The organism is Cupriavidus taiwanensis (genome assembly GCF_900250075.1).
Classification (GTDB): domain Bacteria; phylum Pseudomonadota; class Gammaproteobacteria; order Burkholderiales; family Burkholderiaceae; genus Cupriavidus; species Cupriavidus taiwanensis_C.
Genome location: NZ_LT977070.1, coordinates 1,348,394 through 1,367,703, shown reverse-complemented (window position 1 = coordinate 1,367,703; position 19,310 = coordinate 1,348,394). Strand labels below are relative to the sequence as shown.

Sequence of the window (19,310 nt, the reverse complement as noted above, 5' to 3'; positions counted from 1 at the left end):
GGCCCGCTCCCGCGGCATCCTTGCTTTGGCCCCTCGCATTGAAGGGACCGTATTCAAATTCGGTGGCAGAAGCGGCCAGGTGAGTTACGGGTGGCCGCCCTGCCGTTTGGCGCGTGCGCCGGTCAGCGATACTTGGCGTCGGCAGCCTTGGCCGCCGCGATCTGCGGCTCGTAGCGGTCGCCCACTGCCAGCAGCATGTCCTTGGTGAAGTACAGGTCGCCGCGCTTCTCGCCGTGGTATTCCAGGATCTGCGTTTCCACGATGGCGTCGACCGGGCAGGCCTCTTCGCAGAAACCGCAGAAGATGCACTTGGTCAGGTCGATGTCGTAGCGGGTGGTACGGCGCGTGCCGTCGTTGCGCACGTCCGACTCGATGGTGATGGCCAGCGCCGGGCACACCGCCTCGCACAGCTTGCAGGCAATGCAGCGCTCTTCGCCGTTCGGATAGCGGCGCAGCGCGTGCAGGCCACGGAAGCGCGGCGAGATCGGCGTTTTCTCTTCCGGGAACTGGACGGTGACCTTGCGCGCGAAGAGATAGCGGCCGGTCAGCGCCATGCCCTTGAAGAGTTCCTTCAGGAGCAGGCTGTTGAAGAAGTCCTTGATGGCGAGCAGCATGACGATTGCTTCCTAGTATTTCCGCGCGGTGCGCGCTGCCGCATTGCAGCGCCGCACCGTCGCTTGGCTGTTCAGTGCCAGATGTTCCACGGCGACTTGATCCAGATCGCCACGATGATCAGCCACACCACGGTCAGCGGAATGAACACCTTCCAGCCCAGGCGCATGATCTGGTCATAGCGGTAGCGCGGGAACGAGGCACGGATCCAGATAAAGACCGACAGCAGCAGGAAAACCTTGACCAGCAGCCAGAAGAAGCCGGGGACCGCGTTGGTGACCACGCTCGAGAACGGAGGCGCCCAGCCGCCCAGGAACATCAGCGCGGTCATGGCCGAGATGATGATCATGTTGATGTACTCGGCCAGGAAGAACAGCGCGAAGCCCATGCCCGAATATTCGATCATGTGGCCGGCCACGATTTCCGATTCGCCTTCCACCACGTCGAACGGGTGGCGATTGGTTTCGGCCACGCCCGAGATGAAGTAGACGCCGAACATCGGCAGCAGCGGCAGCCAGTTCCACGACAGGATGTTGATGCCCATGTCGGCGAAGTAGCCCGTGTTCTGGCCGTTGACGATGGCCGACAGGTTCAGGCTGCCGGCAACCATCAGCACCGTCACCAGCGCAAAGCCCATGGCGATTTCATACGACACCATCTGTGCCGCGGCACGCATGGCGCCGATAAAGGCGTACTTGGAGTTCGAGGCCCAGCCGGCCAGGATCACGCCGTAGACGCCGACCGAGCTGATCGCCATCACGTACAGCAGGCCGGCGTTGACGTCCGCCATCACCACTTCGGCCTGGAACGGAATCACGGCCCAGACCGCGACGGCAGGCATCAGCACCATCAGCGGCGCGATCAGGTACATGCCGCGGCTGACCTGCGTCGGCATCATGACTTCCTTGAGCAGCAGCTTCAGCACGTCGGCGATCGGCTGCAGCAGGCCCAGCGGGCCGACGCGGTTCGGGCCCAGACGCACGTGCATCCAGCCGATCAGCTTGCGCTCCCACAGGATCAGGTAAGCCACGCACAGCAGCAGCGGCACCACGATCAGCACGGCGCGGATCAGGATCCACAGCGGCGTCCAGTACGCGCCCAGTACGCCCTGCCCTTGCGAGGTAATCCAGTCAATCATGTCTTCTTCTCGCTCTTGTTCTTACGCCGTGACGGCGGCGCCGGTGTTGGCCGGAGCCAGGTCGATGGCCTTCTCTACGGTGACCGTGCCGAACATGCCGCCCAGGCCAATGGCCGCCGGCGTTGCCGCCGGCACGCGCACGGTGTTGGCCGGCAGCGTGGCTTCGAGCACGGCCGGCAGCACCACGCTGCCCTGCCCTTGCGTGACGCGGACCGGGTCGCCCGACTGGATGCCCAGGCGGGCAAACAGCTCGGCCGGCAGCGCGATCTGCATGGCGCGGCGCGCGGCGGCGGTCAGCTGCAGCGAGTCGGCGCGGCGCACGATCGGGTCGGCGTGGTAGATCGGCACGTCGGCGATGCGTTCGATGCCGTTGGCGGCAGCGGCGGCAACGCGGATAGGCGCATCGGTGGCGTTATCCAGCTGTCCCTCGACCGGGGCCGACAGCGCTTCGGCACGGACCGACTCGGCGGTTTCGTAGTCGAAGCCGGCGACGTCCAGCAGGTTGCCCAGCACGCGCAGCACCTTCCAGCCCGGGCGCGACTCGCCCAGTGCGCGAACCACGCCGTTGAAGCTCTGTGCCTTGCCTTCGCAGTTGACGAAGGTGCCCGAAGTTTCGGTGAACGGTGCTACCGGCAGGATCACGTCGGCGTACTGCATGGCAGCTTCCGAACGGAACGGCGACAGCACCACCACCGTGTTGGCCTGCGACAGCGCAGCCAGGGCCTTGCCCGGATCGGCGGTGTCGAATTCCGGCTCGGTGTTCAGCAGGATGTAGGCCTTGCGCGGCGTGTCCAGCATTGCCTGCGCGTTGGCGCCGCCTTGCTTCGGCAGCGCGCCGGCGATGTAGCCGCCGACGGTGTTGGCCGCTTCGGTCAGGAAGCCCAACGTCGCGCCCGTTTCGGTGGCGATCCACTGTGCCAGCGCATGCAGCGCCGAGAACTGCGGATGACGCACCGCCTCGTTGCCGAGGAACACGGCACGGCGCTCGCCTTGCAGCAGCGCTTCTGCCGTCTTGGCGGCAACCTCGCCACCATCGAAGCCATCGGTGCCGGCCGGGGCGGCGACGCCCTTGGCGGCGGCCACGGCACGGGCAACACCCGCCAGTGCGGCGGTCCAGCCGGACGGCGCCACGTCGATGCGGGTCGCGGGCATCAGCAGGTCTTCACCGCCAGCACCCAGCACGGCCACGCGGGCGCCCTTCTTGGTCGCCTGGCGCAGGCGCGAGGCCAGCAGCGGATGGTCCTTGCGCAGCGACGAGCCGATCACCAGCACGCGTTGCAGCGCGGTGACGTCGGCCACCGGCAGGCCCAGCCACGGCGCGCCCTTCAGCGCGGCCGAGAAGTCGGACTGGCGCAGGCGGAAGTCGACGTTGTCGCTGCCCAGGCCGCGCACCAGCTTGCCCAGCAGGAACAGTTCTTCCAGCGTGCTGTGCGGGCTGGCCAGCGCGGCGATCTGGTCGGCGCCATGCTCGCGCTTGATGCCGGCCAGGCCATTGGCCACGTATTCCAGCGCGGTCTGCCAGTCGGTTTCCATCCATTCGCCGCCTTGCTTGAGCAGCGGGCGGGTCAGGCGGTCGGCGCTGTTCAGGCCTTCATACGAGAAGCGGTCCTTGTCGGAGATCCAGCACTCGTTGATGTCTTCGTTTTCCAGTGGCAGCACGCGCATCACGCGCTGGTTCTTGGTCTGCACCACCAGGTTCGCGCCCAGGCCGTCGTGCGGCGACACCGACTTGCGGCGGGCCAGTTCCCAGGTCCGGGCCGAGTAGCGGAACGGCTTGCTGGTCAGCGCGCCGACCGGGCACAGGTCGATCATGTTGCCCGACAGTTCCGAGTCGACGGTCTTGCCGACGAAGGTGGTGATCTCCGAGTGCTCGCCGCGGTTGAGCATGCCCAGCTCCATCACGCCGGCCACTTCCTGGCCGAAGCGCACGCAGCGGGTGCAATGGATGCAGCGGGTCATCTCCTCCATGGAGATCAGCGGGCCCACGTTCTTGTGGAACACCACGCGCTTTTCTTCCTTGTAGCGCGACTCCGAGGCACCGTAGCCCACGGCCAGGTCCTGCAGCTGGCACTCGCCGCCCTGATCGCAGATCGGGCAATCCAGCGGGTGGTTGATCAGCAGGAATTCCATCACTGACTTCTGCGCCTTGACCGCCTTCTCCGAGTTGGTGAAGACCTTCATGCCGGGAGTCACCGGCGTGGCGCAGGCAGGCAGCGCCTTCGGGGCCTTCTCGACCTCGACCAGGCACATGCGGCAGTTGGCCGCGATGGACAGTTTGCGGTGGTAGCAGAAGTGCGGGATGTAGGTGCCCAGCTTGCGGGCCGCTTCCATCACCAGGCTGCCCTCAGCAACCTCAACCTTCTTGCCGTCGATCTCTAGTTCAACCATGTTCTGCCACGCTTAGATGTAGGCCGGAACCATGCACTGCTTGTGTTCGACGTGATATTCGAACTCTTTCCAGTAGTGCTTGAGCATGCCGCGGACCGGCATCGCCGCGGCATCGCCGAGCGCGCAGATGGTGCGGCCCATGATGTTTTCCGCGACGTTGTTGAGCAGGTCCAGGTCTTCCTGGCGCCCTTCTCCGTGTTCGATGCGATTGACCATGCGGTACAGCCAGCCGGTGCCTTCGCGGCACGGCGTGCACTGGCCGCACGATTCCTCAAAGTAGAAGTACGACAGGCGCAGCAGCGAGCGGACCATGCAGCGCGTCTCGTCCATCACGATCACCGCGCCCGAGCCCAGCATCGAGCCGGCCTTGGCGATCGAGTCGTAGTCCATGTCGGACGCCATCATCAGGTCGCCCGGCACCACCGGCGCCGACGAACCACCCGGGATCACCGCCTTGATGCGCTTGCCGCCGCGCATGCCGCCGGCGAGTTCCAGCAGCTTGGCGAACGGCGTGCCCAGCGGGATCTCGTAGTTGCCGGGGCGCTCGACGTCGCCCGAGACCGAGAAGATCTTGGTGCCGCCGTTGTTCGGCTTGCCCATCTTCAGGTAGTTCTCGGGGCCGACGGCCAGCAGGAACGGCACCGCGGCGAAGGTCTCGGTGTTGTTGATGGTGGTCGGCTTGCCGTACAGGCCGAAGCTGGCCGGGAACGGCGGCTTGAAGCGCGGCTGGCCCTTCTTGCCTTCCAGCGATTCGAGCAGCGCGGTTTCCTCGCCGCAGATGTAGGCGCCATAGCCGTGGTGGGCGTGCAGCTGGAAGCTGAAGCCCGAGCCCAGGATGTTGTCGCCCAGGAAGCCGGCCGCACGCGCCTCTTCGAGGGCTTCCTCGAAGATCTTGTACTCGTTCCAGATCTCGCCGTGGATGTAGTTGTAGCCCACGGTGATGCCCATCGCATACGCGCCGATGGCCATGCCCTCGATCAGCGAGTGCGGGTTGTAGCGGATGATGTCGCGGTCCTTGAACGTGCCGGGCTCGCCTTCATCGGTATTGCAGACCAGGTATTTCTGACCCGGGAACGTGCGCGGCATGAAGCTCCACTTCAGGCCGGTCGGGAAGCCCGCGCCGCCGCGGCCACGCAGGCCCGAGGCCTTGACGTCGGCGATCACCTGCTCGGGCGGGATCTTCTCGGTCAGGATGCGCTTCAGTTGCTGGTAGCCGCCACGCTTGACGTAGTCTTCCAGGTGCCAATTCTTGCCGTCCAGGCCGGCCAGGATCAGCGGCTGGATATGGCGGTCGTGCAGACTGGTCATGTTACTTGCCCCCCTTGGCCGCTTCGCTCTTGAGCTCGTCGACAAGCGCGTCGAGCTTGTCGTCGCTCATGAAGCTGCACATGCGGGTGTTGTTGACGATCATCACCGGCGCGTCGCCGCAAGCGCCCATGCACTCGCCCTCTTTCAGGGTGAAGCAGCCGTCAGCGGTGGTCTCGTTGTAGTCGATCCCGAGCTTGCGCTTCAGGTACTCGCCAGCCCGCTCGCCACCCGACAGCGCGCACGGCAGGTTGGTGCAGACGGCGAGCTTGAATTTGCCCACCGGCTTGGTGTCGTACATGTTGTAGAAGGTCGCCACCTCTTCCACCCACACGGGCGGCATCTCGAGGTAGCTGGCGACGAACTGCATGACTTCGGGGGAAACCCAGCCCACCTCGCCCTGTGCCACGGCAAGCGCCGCCATCACGGCCGACTGCTTCTGGTCGGCCGGATACTTCGCGATCGCGCGATCGATTTCCTTGAGAGCTTCTGCTGATAGCATGGTCATTGCAGTAAAACGGCGGAGGCAGCGCCACTGGGCGTCCATCCGCAGGTTTGCAGCCGTCGCTGCCGTTCCGCCGGCGGGCCTTAGGCCTTGCCGGTCCGCCGCGGGTCTTCCGGGCCGCTCCGCCCGGCGGAGCCCCTCGGAAAGCGCCCGGATCGTCGTCCGGGCCGGCGGTCCGTGATTAGCGGTCGATCTCGCCGAAGACGATGTCTTGCGTGCCGATGATCGTTACCGCGTCAGCAATCATGTGTCCCTTGGCCATTTCGTCCAGCGCGGCCAGGTGCGGGAAGCCAGGCGCACGGATCTTCAGGCGGTACGGCTTGTTCGCGCCGTCCGAGATCGCGTAGATGCCGAACTCGCCCTTCGGGTGTTCCACCGCTGCGTATGCCTCGCCTTCGGGCACGTGCATGCCTTCGGTGAACAGCTTGAAGTGGTGGATCAGTTCTTCCATGTTGGACTTCATGTCCACGCGCGAGGGCGGCGCCACCTTGTGGTTATCGGTGATCACCGGGCCCGGATTGCGGCGCAGCCATTCGATGCACTGCCTGATGATGCGGTTGGACTGGCGCATCTCTTCCACGCGCACCAGGTAACGCGCGTAGCAATCGCCGCCCACGCCCACCGGGATGTCGAAGTCCAGCTTGTCGTACACCTCGTACGGCTGCTTCTTGCGCAGGTCCCACTCGATGCCCGAGCCGCGCAGCATCGGGCCGGTAAAGCCCATCTGCAGCGCGCGTTCCGGGCTGACCACGCCGATGTCCACCAGGCGCTGCTTCCAGATCCGGTTGTCGGTCAGCAGCGTCTCGTATTCGTCGACGTACTTCGGGAAGCGGTTGGTGAAGTCCTCGATGAAGTCCAGCAGCGAGCCCGAACGCGCTTCGTTCATGACCTTGATGGCACGCTCGTTGTGGATCTTCGAGGCACGATATTGCGGCATCGTGTCAGGCAGGTCGCGGTAGACGCCGCCCGGACGATAGTAGGCCGCGTGCATGCGCGCGCCCGACACCGCCTCGTACATGTCGAACAGGTCTTCGCGCTCGCGGAAGGCGTACAGGAACACCGCCATCGCGCCCACGTCGAGAGCGTGCGCACCGATCCACATCAAGTGGTTCATGATGCGGGTGATCTCGTCGAACATCACGCGGATGTACTGCGCGCGGACCGGTACTTCGAGACCGATCAGACGTTCGATCGCCATCACGTAGGCGTGCTCGTTGGACATCATCGACACGTAGTCGAGACGGTCCATGTAGGGCACGCTCTGGATCCAGGACTTCTGTTCGGCCAGCTTCTCGGTGGCACGGTGCAGCAGGCCGATATGCGGGTCGGCGCGCTGGATGACTTCGCCGTCCAGTTCCAGCACCAGGCGCAGCACGCCGTGCGCGGCCGGATGCTGCGGGCCGAAGTTCAGGGTGTAATTCTTGATGTCTGCCATGGCGCGTTCTCAGTGCTCCAAACCGCCGTACTTGTCCTCGCGGATCACGCGCGGCGTGATTTCGCGCGGCTCGATCGTGACCGGCTGGTAGATGACCCGCTTCTGTTCGGGGTCGTAGCGCATCTCGACGTAGCCGGAGACCGGGAAATCCTTGCGGAACGGATGGCCGACGAAACCGTAGTCGGTCAGGATGCGGCGCAGGTCCGGATGGCCGTCAAACACGATGCCGTAGAAATCGAAGGCTTCGCGCTCGAACCAGTTCACCGAGTTCCACACGTCGATCAGGCTGGCCACCACCGGGAAATCATCTTCCGGAGCGAACACGCGCAGGCGCAGGCGCCAGTTGTGGGTAACCGACAGCAGATGCGAGACGGCGGCAAAGCGCGGGCCGTCCCAGGCGCCGTCGCCGTATTCGGAATAGTCGACGCCGCACAGGTCGATCAGCTGCTCGAAGCGCAGCGAGGGATCGTCGCGCAGGATGCGGGCGGCTTCCAGGTAGTCGCCGGCCTTGACGATCAGCGTCAGTTCGCCGGTCGCCTCGATCAGTTTCTGCACGCGCTTGCCGAGAGCCTTCTCGAGCGCGGCCTTCAGGATGTCGAGCTTCGCCATTTCAGCCCTTGCGCGCGATGGTGTTGGTACGCTTGATCTTGTTCTGCAGCTGGATCACGCCGTAGATCAGCGCCTCGGCCGTCGGCGGGCAGCCCGGCACGTAGATATCCACCGGCACGATACGGTCGCAGCCACGCACCACCGAGTACGAATAGTGGTAGTAGCCGCCACCGTTGGCGCACGAGCCCATCGAGATCACCCAGCGCGGTTCCGCCATCTGGTCGTAGACCTTGCGCAGCGCGGGGGCCATCTTGTTGCACAGCGTGCCGGCCACGATCATCACGTCCGACTGGCGCGGCGACGGGCGGAACACCACGCCGAAGCGGTCCAGGTCATAGCGCGCGGCGCCGGCATGCATCATTTCCACGGCACAGCAGGCCAGGCCGAAGGTCATCGGCCACAGCGACCCGGTGCGGGTCCAATTGATCAGCTTGTCAGCGGTAGTCGTGACGAAGCCTTCGTTGAGAACGCCTTCGATTGCCATTTCACATCACTCCCAATCGAGCGCGCCCTTTTTCCAGATGTAGACGAAGCCCACGATGAATTCCAGCAGAAACACGCCCATGGCGATGAAACCCGGCCAGCCGATATCCCTCAGGGCAACACCCCACGGAAACAGGAAGGCGGTTTCGAGATCGAACAGGATAAACAGGATGGCGATGAGGTAGTAGCGCACGTCGAACTTCATGCGCGCGTCCTCGAACGCTTCGAAGCCGCACTCGTACGGAGACAGCTTCGCGGGATCGGGCTTGTTCGGACCGAGGATCCGACCGATCGACATCAGTGCCACGCCAAGCACGACACCGAAGATGATGAAGATGAGAACGGGGAAGTAGGCTTCGAGATTCAAGGTACGGCCAGCCTTATCTGGAATGTTGTCAACAGCACCAGCTGAAGCGGCGTCCTGTTGCCCACCCCAGGCGCTAAGCCATGAGAATCACGGCGCGCCGCCTTGCGGACTGCCGGAGCCCCATGCGCGGGTGCATTGCCCGGCCAGGGACTCCGATCAAGTTGTTTGGTGCCGACGGCGAGACTCGAACTCGCACAGCTTTCGCCACTACCCCCTCAAGATAGCGTGTCTACCAATTTCACCACGTCGGCTGGGGGAGAAACAATATTGCCTGGCGCCGGGTTTTGAGGCCCTTCAGGTCCGTTACAAAGACTTTCGTCTTTGCGCGGAACCCATCGCTGGGGAATCGTTTCAAGCCTTGCATTCTAACCCAAATTTCTTGCTTTGTTCAACGCACAACTGCAAAAAAACTCAGGAATCCGCCGCAAGGCAAACGGATTATTTCGGTACAGCGGGAGCTGCGGGCGCAGAAGCGTCTGCAGCAGCAGCAGGGGCTGCGGCCGGGGCCGATGCGCCTGCCGTGGCGGGCGCCGAGGCCGGGGCGGCGCCCATCACACCCAGCGACGCAGCGGGCTTGTAGTTGCCCAGCAGCGTCAGTGCCAGCGTGCAGACGAAGAACAGCGTGGCCAGCACGGCGGTGGTGCGCGACAGGAAGTTTGCCGAGCCGGTGGCGCCGAACAGGCTGCCGGAGGCGCCCGAGCCGAAGGCCGCGCCCACATCGGCGCCCTTGCCATGCTGGATCAGCACCAGGCCGATTACGCCCAGCGCCGACAACACCTGCAGCACCACCAACAAAGTCTTGAAGATTGCCATTTGATTTAAATAAGCTTACTTGCCTGATCGGTCGATCGGAACGGCCGGCATTCAGGCGTTGCCGATCGCGAGAAAATCTTCCGACTTGAGCGAGGCGCCGCCGATCAGGCCCCCGTCGATATCGGTCATCGAAAACAGTTCGGCCGCATTGTCGGGCTTGACGCTGCCGCCGTACAAGATTGCCATGCGCCCGGCCACGCCCGCATCGCGCGCGGCAACCTGGCCGCGCAGGAAGGCATGCACCGCCTGCGCCTGCGCGCTGGTGGCGGTCTTGCCGGTGCCGATGGCCCACACCGGCTCATAGGCCAGCACCACGCGGCCCAGCTGCTCCACGGTCAGCGCTTCCAGCACCGCCTGCAGCTGCCGGCCGACCACGGCCTCGGTCTCGCCCGCCTCGCGCTGGGCCAGGGTCTCGCCCACGCACACCACCGGGACGATGCCGAACTCGAGCGCCCGCAGCGCCTTGGCCGCGACGGCCTGGTCGGTCTCGCCATGGTAGGTGCGGCGCTCGGAGTGACCCACCAGCACATAGCTGCAGCCGAACTCGCCCAGCATGGACGCCGCCACTTCGCCGGTATAGGCGCCGCGCGCCTCCGCCGACACGTCCTGTGCACCCCAGGCCACCTTGGAGCCATTCAGCAGCGCCTGGCATTGTGCAAGATAGGGGAACGGCGCGCAGACCGCCAGCGTCGCGCCGGTCACACCGGCGCCAGCCTGGATGCCTTCCAGCAGTGCCGCGTTGGCAGCCAGGCTGCCGTGCATCTTCCAATTGCCGATGACGAGCTTTTGTCTCACGAGGTGCCCCTCCCAAATCAAACCCGCTATTGTAGCGTGTGGCAGGGGCAAGGCGCTACGCCCGCCGGTATGCCCGCCGATTTACCAGGTCAGCACGATCTTGCCGATATGTTCGCTTGACTCCATCAGGCGGTGCGCGTCGGCGGCTTGCGCGGCCGGGAACACCTGGTGGATCACCGGCTTGATCTTGCCGCCCGCCAGCAGCGGCCACACCTGCTCGTGCAGTGCCGCGGCGATCTTGCCCTTGAACGACGCCGGGCGCGGACGCAGCGTCGAGCCGGTCACGGTGATGCGCCGGCGCAAGATGTCGCCCAGCGGAATCTCGGCCTTGGCGCCGCCCAGCAGCGCGATGATGACGATGCGGCCGTCGTCGGCAATGCACTTGAGCTCGCGCGCCAGGTAGGGGCCGGCAACCATGTCGAGGATCACGTCGACGCCCTTGCCGCCGGTCAGCGCGGCCACTTCGGCGACAAAGTCCTGGGTCTTGTAGTTGATGGCGCGATCGGCGCCGAGGTCTTCGCAGGCCTTGCACTTTTCATCGGTGCCGGCGGTGACGAACACCTTGAAACCCAGCGCCTTGGCGATCTGGATCGCGGTGGTGCCGATGCCGCTGGAGCCGCCCTGGATCAGCAGCGTTTCATCCTTGCCGCGCGGACCCTGGCCCAGGTAGCCGCGGTCGAACACATTGCTCCACACCGTGAAGAAGGTTTCCGGCAGCGCCGCAGCCTCGATGTCGCTCAGGCCATCCGGGGCCGGCAACACCTGCGCCAGCGGCGCGGTGCACAGCTGTGCGTAGCCGCCGCCCTGCACCAGCGCGCAGACGCGGTCGCCCGCCTTGAGGCCGAAGCGGTTGTCGGCATGCGCCAGGTCGCCGCCGACCACCACGCCCGCCACTTCCAGGCCAGGCAGGTCCGACGCGCCCGGCGGCACCGGATAGTTGCCGGTGCGCTGGAACACGTCCGGCCGGTTCACGCCGGCGGCCGCCACGCGGATCAGCACCTCGCCCGCGGCGGGCACCGGATCTGGCCGCTCGGTCAGCTGGAGGACTTCGGGGGCACCGTATTCGCGGATCTCGATGGCTTGCATGCTGCTTTGCTCCTTGTCATTTGCTCGGTGTGAGCCTTGGCTCGATGGGTTGCCGCAGTGTAAACAAAAAAACGGCCGGGCATCGCCCGGCCGTTTTTTGCGCGCCGCCGCCTTCCGGCGGCGCCGCCGGGACACGTTGTCCCGCTTATTGCTGCTGCTCCGAGCCACCGGCCGGTGCCGCCGGGGCAGCGCCTTCGCCAGCGTTGATCGGGCTGATGCTGCCACCCTCTTCCGCCAGCGCGGCCTTCAGCGACAGGCGCAGGCGGCCCTTCTCGTCGGCCTGGATCAGCTTGACGCGGACCTGCTGGCCTTCCTTCAGCCAGTCCTTGATGTCCTTCACACGCTCGTTGACGATTTCCGAGATGTGCAGCAGGCCATCCTTGCCCGGCAGGATGTTGACGATGGCGCCGAAGTCCAGCAGCTTCAGCACGGTGCCGGCGTAGATCTTGCCCACTTCGGCTTCCGCGGTGATGCCCTCGATGCGGCGCTTGGCTTCGGCCATGCCTTCGGTCGAGGTCGAGGCGATGGTGATGGTGCCGTCTTCCTGGATGTCGATGGTGGTGCCGGTTTCCTTGGTCAGCGCCTGGATGGTCGAGCCGCCCTTGCCGATCACTTCGCGGATCTTGTCCGGATGGATCTTCATGGTGATCATGCGCGGCGCGTGCGCCGACAGCTCGGTGCGAGCATGGCCCATGGCTTCCTGCATGTTCGACAGGATGTGCAGGCGGCCTTCCTTGGCCTGCGCCAGCGCGACCTGCATGATCTCCTTGGTGATGCCCTGGACCTTGATGTCCATCTGCAGCGCGGTGATGCCGTTGTCGGTACCCGCCACCTTGAAGTCCATGTCGCCCAGGTGATCTTCATCGCCCAGGATGTCGGTCAGCACGGCAAACTTGTTGCCTTCCAGGATCAGGCCCATGGCCACGCCGGCCACGTGCGCCTTGACCGGAACGCCGGCGTCCATCAGCGCCAGGCAGCCGCCGCAGACCGAAGCCATCGACGACGAACCATTGGATTCGGTGATTTCCGACACCAGGCGGATGGTGTACGCGAACTCATCGTCCTTCGGCAGCACCGGGATCAGTGCGCGCTTGGCCAGGCGGCCATGGCCGATTTCGCGGCGCTTGGGGCTGCCCACGCGGCCGGTTTCACCGGTGGCGAACGGGGGCATGTTGTAGTGGAGCATGAAGCGGTCGCGGTACTCGCCGGCGAGCGCGTCGATGATCTGCTCGTCGCTCTTGGTGCCCAGCGTGGCCACCACCAGCGCCTGGGTCTCGCCGCGGGTGAACAGCGCCGAGCCGTGCGCGCGCGGCAGCACCGACGAACGGATCTCGATCGGGCGCACGGTGCGGGTGTCGCGGCCGTCGATGCGCGGCTCGCCGTTCAGGATCTGGCCGCGCACGATCTTGGCTTCCAGGTCGAACATGATGTTGCCGACTTCCACCTTGTCGGCTTCGACGCCGGCCTCGGCCAGCGCGGCGGCCACGTTGGCCGACACTTCCTTCAGCTTCTGGCTGCGGGCCGACTTCTGGCGCAGCTGGTAGGCTTCCTGCAGCAGCGGCAGCGCGACTTCGGTGACCTTGGCGATCAGCGGCTCGTTCTTGGCCGCCGGGGCCCAGTCCCACTCGGGCTTGCCGCCTTCGCGCACCAGTTCATGGATGGCGTTGATGGCGGTCTGCATCTGCTCGTGGCCATAGACCACGGCGCCCAGCATCACGTCTTCGGACAGCTGGTTGGCTTCCGATTCGACCATCAGCACGGCGCGCTCGGTACCGGCGACCACCAGGTCCAGGTCCGAGGTGGCGATCTGCGAGCGGGTCGGGTTCAGCAGGTACTGGCCATCCTTGTAGCCCACGCGCGCGGCGCCCACCGGGCCGCTGAACGGGATGCCCGACACGGCCAGCGCAGCCGACGCGCCGATCAGCGCGGGGATGTCGGCCGGCACTTCCGGGTTCAGCGACACCACGTGCACCACCACCTGCACTTCGTTGTAGAAGCCTTCGGGGAACAGCGGACGCAGCGGACGATCGATCAGGCGCGAGGTCAGGGTCTCGTTTTCCGACGGACGGCCTTCACGCTTGAAGAAGCCGCCGGGGATCTTGCCGGCGGCGTAGGTCTTCTCGATGTAGTCGACGGTCAGCGGGAAGAAGTCCTGGCCCGGCTTCGGGTTCTTGGCGGCGACCACGGTCGCCAGCACCACGGTGTCTTCCACATCGACCAGCACGGCACCGCCGGCCTGGCGGGCGATTTCGCCGGTTTCCATGCGGACCGTGTGCTGGCCCCACTGGAATTCCTTGACGACCTTGTTGAACATGGACATATGCATTCCTTGACTTGCGTGCTGGCCGCGCGATCTACGCAATGACACGCGCGCGGCCGGCGACGCCTGCGTTCTCAGCCGCAGGCAAACTGCCGGGTTGCCGGTCGCGGTCGCAGGGAAGTGCTATGCCATTCCAGCGCGGCACCAGCGTTGCCGATGCCGTGCTGGAATGACACAAAGCCCTGTTTCCTTGCCCGATCCGGGTGTTGGATAAAAAGAACAACTTACTCCGTTGCGCGGCTTGCCGCAACGGCGCCCGCGCCATCGACATGGCCGGACGGCGTGAAGCGAAAATCACTCCATTCACAGCCTGCACTCCGGCGGCACGGATTTGCCCCGCCAGAAATGCAAAATGCCTGCCCAGCAATGCTGAAGCAGGCATCGAGGCCTCACGCGAAACCGTGCAAACCCTGGAATCGCGCTGCCATCGGACGCAACCTTACTTGCGCAGACCCAGCTTTTCGATCAGGGCGCGGTAACGGTCGGCGTCGTTGGACTTGAGGTAGTCCAGCAGGCGGCGACGGCGGCTCACCATGCGCAGCAGGCCGCGGCGGCTGTGGTGGTCCTTCATGTTGGCCTTGAAGTGCGGGGTCAGTTCGTTGATGCGGGTGGTCAGCAGGGCCACTTGCACTTCGGGGCTGCCAGTGTCGTTGGCGCCACGGGCGAACTGCTTGATGACTTCGGACTTGTTGATATCGGCGACTGCCATGATGATTTCCTTTCACTTGCGAACGCCACAGCGCGGGATGCGCCGCATGCGTCGTGCCATGTAATGTCTGGCTGCTACCGCCACCGGACCGGGGCCCGGCAACGACAGCCGCGGATTATAGCCGAAAAGCCGGCGCAGGAGTACCCGGCGCCCCGCCGCTCACGGACGCTCCATCCTGCAGGTGGTCGGCAGCGTGGTCTGCGCGGCCTTGAGCTTGCGCACGGTGCGGAAGCCATAGCCCGAGCCCTCGTTGTCGAAGCGCACCGCTCCGCCCTGGCGCTCCATCACCGACACGTACAGCGGCTGCAGCACCTGGTGGTCGTCGGCCCGCACCGTGGCCTCGTGGAAGTCGTTGACGTAGCGCATGTGCTCGAGCGCGCGCGCCACCTTGACCGCGTCGGTGGAGCCGGCCTGCGTGATCGCCCGCGCCAGCATCTCGACCATCACCTGCATGCGCAGGTGCACGTAGTCGTCCTTCGGTTCGGGATAGCGCGCGCGGAATTCCTGGTAGAACGCGTCGGACGCCGCCCCGCCCACATTGGGATGCCACTCCGCCACCGCCAGTACGCGCCCCACGCCGGCATCGCCCATGGCCGCCGGCGCGCCCAGTCCGTTGCCGTAGAAGGTATAGAACTTGGCCCGCAGCCCGCCCTCGCGCGCGGCCTTGACCATCAGCGTCAGGTCGTTGCCCCAGTTGCCGGTAATGACGGCGTCCGCGCCGCTGGCCTTGATCTTGGCGATATAGGGCGCGAAGTCCTTGATCTTGCCGATCGGGTGGAACTCGTCGCCGACGATCTGGATATCGGGCCGGCGCGCCGCCAGCATCTCGCGCGCCGAACGCGCCACCTGGTGGCCGAAGCTGTAGTCCTGGTCGATCAGGTACACGCGGCGCACCGCCTGGTCCTGGCGGATGACCTCGGTCAGCGCCTGCATGCGCATGTCGGCGCTGGCATCGAAGCGAAAATGCCAGAAACTGCAGTTCTCGTTGGTCAGGCTGGGATCGACCGCCGAATAGTTCAGGAACAGCACGCGCGCGTCGGGCTGGCGCGCGTTATGGCGGTTGATGGCCGACACCAGCGCCCCCGCCACCGCCGAGCTGTTGCCCTGCAGCACGAACGGGATGCGCTTGTCGGTCAGCGCGCGCAGCTGGATCAGGCTTTCATCGACATTGCCCTTGCTGTCGAAGGTGACCAGCTCGAGCGGCCGCACGCCCTCTGCGGTCTTGACGCCGCCACGCGCGTTGATGCGCTCGATCGCCAGGCGCAGGTTGCGCGCCACCGCTTCGCCGGCATTGGCGAACGGGCCGGACAGTCCATCGATCATCCCCAGCCGGATCGGCTCCTGCGCCGAGGCGCCCGCCGCTGCCGCCAGCAACAACCCGCCCAGCCATCCCCGCCACCGCGCTGCAACCGTCATTCGTCTCTCCTGGAAAGCGCAGGATAGTAAGGCAGCGTCCGGTTGCGGGCAAATACCGGCGCGGACCGCACCCACACCGCCAGTTCCATGGTGAACCGGCTGCGTTATCGGCTGATCCGCACAAAAGCAGCGCCGAACGCACACACTAGCCGCCGCCGCACTACACTGGCGGTATCAACACCCCATACATCGATCGAGGTCCAGCCATGCATTCCATCATCGCCAAGGGTGTGCGCCGTCTCGTGCTGGCGCTGGGCATCGCCATGCTGTCGGCCTGTGCCACGCTGATGCCGGTGCAGGAAGGCAGCCGGCTGGTGGGCCAGCCCCAGGCCGCGGTGCAGGCCATGTTCGGGCCGCCCACCGATGTGTTCCCGCTGCGCGACGGCACCACGCGCTGGATCTACTCGAAGCAGCCGATGGGCCAGTATGCCTACGGCGCCGACTTCGACCGCAACGGCAACCTGACCGTGTTCCGCAACATGCTGTCGACGCCCGAGCTGTACAAGGCGCAGGTCAACACCTGGACCAAGCGCGACGTGGCCGAGCACTTTGGCGTGACGCGGCTGCCGGTCAGCTATTTCCCGCGCATGCGCAACGAGGTCTGGTCCTACCGCTTCCTCCACGAAGACGTCTGGCCGTCGCTGTTCCACTTCTATTTCGACGATGCCGGCGTGCTGCGCCGGACCCAGATCACGCCCGATCCGCTCTACGACCCCGACGAGCGCCGCTTTTTCTGATGCGCACGCGGGGTAGCCCGCTGCGTGCCCATGAAAAAGCCCGCCATCCCCGGGTCGGGAATGGCGGGCCTGGTCCGTACGTTCAGGCCGGGTAGGCCTTCCGCCGTCTGCGCAGGAGTCAGGGTCAGATCTGCGGGTTGATCTTCTGCACGGCCTTGTCGTGCAGCTTGTTCAGCGCGGCCAGGTAGGCCTTGGCCGAGGCCGCGACGATATCCGGGTCGGTACCCACGCCGTTGACGATGCGGCCGGCCTTGGACAGGCGCACCGTGACTTCGCCCTGGGCCTCGGTGCCGCCGGTGATGGCGTTCACCGAATACAGCACCATCTCGGCGCCGCTGGCCACGCGCGATTCGATCGCATGCAGGGTGGCGTCGACCGGGCCGTTGCCCTCGCCCTCGCCGCTCTGCTCCTGGCCGTCCATGCTGAACACCACGCGCGCATGCGGACGCTCGCCGGTCTCGGAGCGCTGCGACAGCGAGATAAAGCGGAAGTGTTCGTTGGCGTCATGCTGGGCCTCGTTCGAGACGATGGCGACGATGTCCTCGTCGAAGATCTCGGCCTTCTGGTCGGCCAGCTCCTTGAAGCGCGCGAAGGCGGCGTTGACCTCGCTCTCGCTGTCGAGCTCGATGCCCAGCTCCTGCAGTCGCTGCTTGAAGGCATTGCGGCCCGACAGCTTGCCCAGCACGATCTTGTTGGCGGTCCAGCCCACGTCCTCCGCGCGCATGATCTCGTAGGTGTCGCGCGCCTTGAGCACGCCATCCTGGTGGATGCCCGAGGCATGCGCGAAGGCGTTGGCGCCGACCACGGCCTTGTTCGGCTGCACCACGAAACCGGTGATCTGCGACACCAGCTTCGAAGCCGGCACGATCTGCGTGGTGTCGACGCCGACGTCGAGGTCGAAATAGTCGCGGCGCGTCTTCACCGCCATCACCACTTCTTCCAGGCTAGTGTTGCCGGCCCGCTCGCCCAGGCCATTGATGGTGCATTCGATCTGGCGCGCGCCGCCGAGCTTGACCGCCGCCAGCGAATTGGCCACGGCCATGCCGAGGTCGTTATGGCAGTGCACCGACCAGACCGCCTTGTCCGAGTTGGGAATGCGCTCGCGTACCGAGCGGATCAGCCCGGCATAGCCTTCCGGCACGGCGTAGCCCACCGTATCGGGCAGGTTGATGGTGGTCGCGCCTTCTGCGATCACGCCTTCGAGCACGCGGCAAAGGAAATCCATGTCCGAGCGGCTCCCGTCTTCCGGCGAGAACTCGATATCGTCGGTGAACTGACGCGCAAAGCGCACCGCCAGGCGCGCCTGCTCGTACACCTGGTCCGGCGTCATGCGCAGCTTCTTCTCCATGTGCAGCGCGGAGGTGGCGATGAAGGTGTGGATACGGAACGAGTTGGCCGGCTTCAGCGCCTCGGCGGCACGGGCGATGTCCTTGTCGTTGGCGCGGGCCAGCGAGCAGATGGTGGAGTCCTTGACCACCTGTGCGATCGAGCGGATCGCCTCGAAGTCGCCGTTGGAGCTCGCGGCGAAACCGGCCTCGATCACATCGACCTTCAGGCGCTCCAGCTGGCGCGCGATGCGGATCTTTTCCTCGCGCGTCATCGATGCGCCGGGCGACTGCTCGCCGTCACGCAAGGTGGTGTCGAAAATGATGAGTTTGTCAGACATGGTGTGGAGCTCCTGATTGCTTATGGTGTGCTGTCCCCGGCATGCTGCGTCCGGGGCTTTACCGCCTGTTCCGCGCTCCACGGCTGTGGAATGCAAAACGCCCCGGCGTGCATGGAGCAGGCCGGGGCGTTGGAAAATTCCTTGCGGATTCCGCGCTAAGGGGTAAGTCCGTCCTTAGCGCGCGCGCGTCCCGACCTGATAGCCTAGTAGGCCACCTAGGGTGGTGCGGGCGATTAGGACTTGGCGCGAAATCATGGCAGCGACTATAGCCGACTTGGCGCGCACGCGCAACACAGGGTTTTGCCGCACGCGCCGCCGGCGAAGGCTTCAGCCCTTGGGCGGGATGCGCAGCTTCTGGCCCGGATAGATCTTGTCCGGGTGGCTCAGCATCGGCTTGTTGGCCTCGAAGATCTTGTTGTACTCGGCGCCGTTGCCGTAGGCGGCCTGCGCGATCGCCCACAGCGTGTCGCCCTTGACCACGGTATGCCATTGCGACTCGGCCGACTCGACGTTGACCGACATCTTGTCCTCGACCTTGTCCACGCCCTCGACATTGCCGGCGCACAGGATGATCTTCTCGCGCGTGGCCTGGTCGGGCGCCACGCCGAACACCGTGACGAGGCCCTGCGAGCCGTCGACCTGCACCATCAGCCCGGTCGCGTCCAGCCCCATCTTCCTGATATAGGCCTCGATCGCGTCGCCCGCGGCGCGATTGGCGGCATCGACCTTCTCCGCCGATGCATCCGCCGCGGCCGCTGCCTGCGCGGCCTTGGCCTCGCCGGTGCCGAACAGCTTTTCTCCCGCTTCCTTGATGAAGTCGAACATGCCCATGACATCCTCCTGACGGTGGGTGGAAAACACTGCAGAGTGCCACGCCCGGATGGCCGCGGCATGAAAACAATGGTGAATCCCGCAAAGCATGAAGG

General features: G+C 65.4%; 18 protein-coding genes and 1 tRNA gene. 1 reads left to right on the top strand and 18 read right to left on the bottom strand.

Annotated elements, in window-relative coordinates; genetic code table 11:
* Nucleotides 1-122 precede the first annotated feature (122 nt).
* The 16 genes from nuoI to CBM2588_RS06280 form a co-directional block, all read right to left on the bottom strand.
* Nucleotides 123-614, bottom strand: coding sequence for an NADH-quinone oxidoreductase subunit NuoI (nuoI, locus tag CBM2588_RS06355; protein WP_022534067.1), 492 nt, complete (start codon nt 612-614; stop codon nt 123-125).
* 71 nt (nt 615-685) lie between these two features.
* Nucleotides 686-1,750, bottom strand: coding sequence for an NADH-quinone oxidoreductase subunit NuoH (nuoH, locus tag CBM2588_RS06350; RefSeq protein WP_115679827.1), 1,065 nt, complete (start codon nt 1,748-1,750; stop codon nt 686-688).
* Nucleotides 1,751-1,771: 21 nt separating this feature from the next.
* Nucleotides 1,772-4,138, bottom strand: coding sequence for an NADH-quinone oxidoreductase subunit NuoG (gene nuoG / locus CBM2588_RS06345; RefSeq protein WP_115679826.1), 2,367 nt, complete (start codon nt 4,136-4,138; stop codon nt 1,772-1,774).
* Nucleotides 4,139-4,150: 12 nt separating this feature from the next.
* The gene (gene nuoF / locus CBM2588_RS06340; protein ID WP_115679825.1) at nt 4,151-5,446 is read right to left on the bottom strand and encodes an NADH-quinone oxidoreductase subunit NuoF; all 1,296 of its coding nucleotides are present in this window, start codon (nt 5,444-5,446) and stop codon (nt 4,151-4,153) included.
* Between the two features lies 1 nt (nt 5,447).
* Nucleotides 5,448-5,945, bottom strand: a complete 498-nt coding sequence (nuoE, locus tag CBM2588_RS06335) for an NADH-quinone oxidoreductase subunit NuoE (protein ID WP_115681423.1) — start codon at nt 5,943-5,945, stop codon at nt 5,448-5,450.
* Between the two features lie 184 nt (nt 5,946-6,129).
* Nucleotides 6,130-7,383 carry an NADH-quinone oxidoreductase subunit D gene (locus CBM2588_RS06330; RefSeq protein ID WP_115679824.1) on the bottom strand — a complete coding sequence of 418 codons (1,254 nt, stop codon included), beginning with the start codon at nt 7,381-7,383 and terminating at the stop codon, nt 6,130-6,132.
* A gap of 9 nt (nt 7,384-7,392) precedes the next feature.
* Nucleotides 7,393-7,992 carry an NADH-quinone oxidoreductase subunit C gene (locus CBM2588_RS06325; RefSeq protein WP_115679823.1) on the bottom strand — a complete coding sequence of 200 codons (600 nt, stop codon included), beginning with the start codon at nt 7,990-7,992 and terminating at the stop codon, nt 7,393-7,395.
* A 1-nt stretch (nt 7,993) separates the two neighbouring features.
* Complete coding sequence (locus CBM2588_RS06320; RefSeq protein ID WP_011297145.1) at nt 7,994-8,476, bottom strand: NuoB/complex I 20 kDa subunit family protein; 483 nt, start codon at nt 8,474-8,476, stop codon at nt 7,994-7,996.
* Nucleotides 8,477-8,482: 6 nt separating this feature from the next.
* Nucleotides 8,483-8,842, bottom strand: coding sequence for an NADH-quinone oxidoreductase subunit A (locus tag CBM2588_RS06315; protein WP_010809131.1), 360 nt, complete (start codon nt 8,840-8,842; stop codon nt 8,483-8,485).
* A 166-nt stretch (nt 8,843-9,008) separates the two neighbouring features.
* Nucleotides 9,009-9,093, bottom strand: a tRNA-Leu gene (locus CBM2588_RS06310).
* 187 nt (nt 9,094-9,280) lie between these two features.
* Nucleotides 9,281-9,655 (bottom strand): preprotein translocase subunit SecG, encoded by a 375-nt coding sequence (gene secG / locus CBM2588_RS06305; protein WP_111519561.1) that lies wholly within the window; start codon nt 9,653-9,655, stop codon nt 9,281-9,283.
* 51 nt (nt 9,656-9,706) lie between these two features.
* The gene (gene tpiA, locus CBM2588_RS06300) at nt 9,707-10,450 is read right to left on the bottom strand and encodes a triose-phosphate isomerase (protein WP_115679822.1); all 744 of its coding nucleotides are present in this window, start codon (nt 10,448-10,450) and stop codon (nt 9,707-9,709) included.
* 81 nt (nt 10,451-10,531) lie between these two features.
* Nucleotides 10,532-11,536, bottom strand: coding sequence for an NAD(P)H-quinone oxidoreductase (locus tag CBM2588_RS06295; protein ID WP_115679821.1), 1,005 nt, complete (start codon nt 11,534-11,536; stop codon nt 10,532-10,534).
* Between the two features lie 145 nt (nt 11,537-11,681).
* Complete coding sequence (pnp, locus tag CBM2588_RS06290; protein ID WP_115679820.1) at nt 11,682-13,856, bottom strand: polyribonucleotide nucleotidyltransferase; 2,175 nt, start codon at nt 13,854-13,856, stop codon at nt 11,682-11,684.
* Nucleotides 13,857-14,295: 439 nt separating this feature from the next.
* Nucleotides 14,296-14,565 carry a 30S ribosomal protein S15 gene (rpsO, locus tag CBM2588_RS06285; RefSeq protein WP_010809136.1) on the bottom strand — a complete coding sequence of 90 codons (270 nt, stop codon included), beginning with the start codon at nt 14,563-14,565 and terminating at the stop codon, nt 14,296-14,298.
* 159 nt (nt 14,566-14,724) lie between these two features.
* Nucleotides 14,725-15,981 carry a branched-chain amino acid ABC transporter substrate-binding protein gene (locus CBM2588_RS06280; protein ID WP_115679819.1) on the bottom strand — a complete coding sequence of 419 codons (1,257 nt, stop codon included), beginning with the start codon at nt 15,979-15,981 and terminating at the stop codon, nt 14,725-14,727.
* Nucleotides 15,982-16,187: 206 nt separating this feature from the next.
* Here CBM2588_RS06280 and CBM2588_RS06275 point away from each other — a divergent pair, with 206 nt between their 5' ends.
* Nucleotides 16,188-16,718 (top strand): hypothetical protein, encoded by a 531-nt coding sequence (locus CBM2588_RS06275; RefSeq protein ID WP_115679818.1) that lies wholly within the window; start codon nt 16,188-16,190, stop codon nt 16,716-16,718.
* Nucleotides 16,719-16,842: 124 nt separating this feature from the next.
* On the opposite strand, the gene CBM2588_RS06270 is transcribed toward CBM2588_RS06275, so the two are convergent.
* Both CBM2588_RS06270 and lysM read right to left on the bottom strand, forming a co-directional pair.
* A complete protein-coding gene (locus tag CBM2588_RS06270) occupies nt 16,843-18,384 on the bottom strand; it encodes a 2-isopropylmalate synthase (protein ID WP_115679817.1) in 1,542 nt (513 codons plus the stop codon).
* A 327-nt stretch (nt 18,385-18,711) separates the two neighbouring features.
* On the bottom strand, nt 18,712-19,215 hold the full coding sequence (gene lysM / locus CBM2588_RS06265) for a peptidoglycan-binding protein LysM (RefSeq protein ID WP_062797740.1): 504 nt from the start codon (nt 19,213-19,215) through the stop codon (nt 18,712-18,714).
* Between the last annotated feature and the right edge of the window lie 95 nt (nt 19,216-19,310).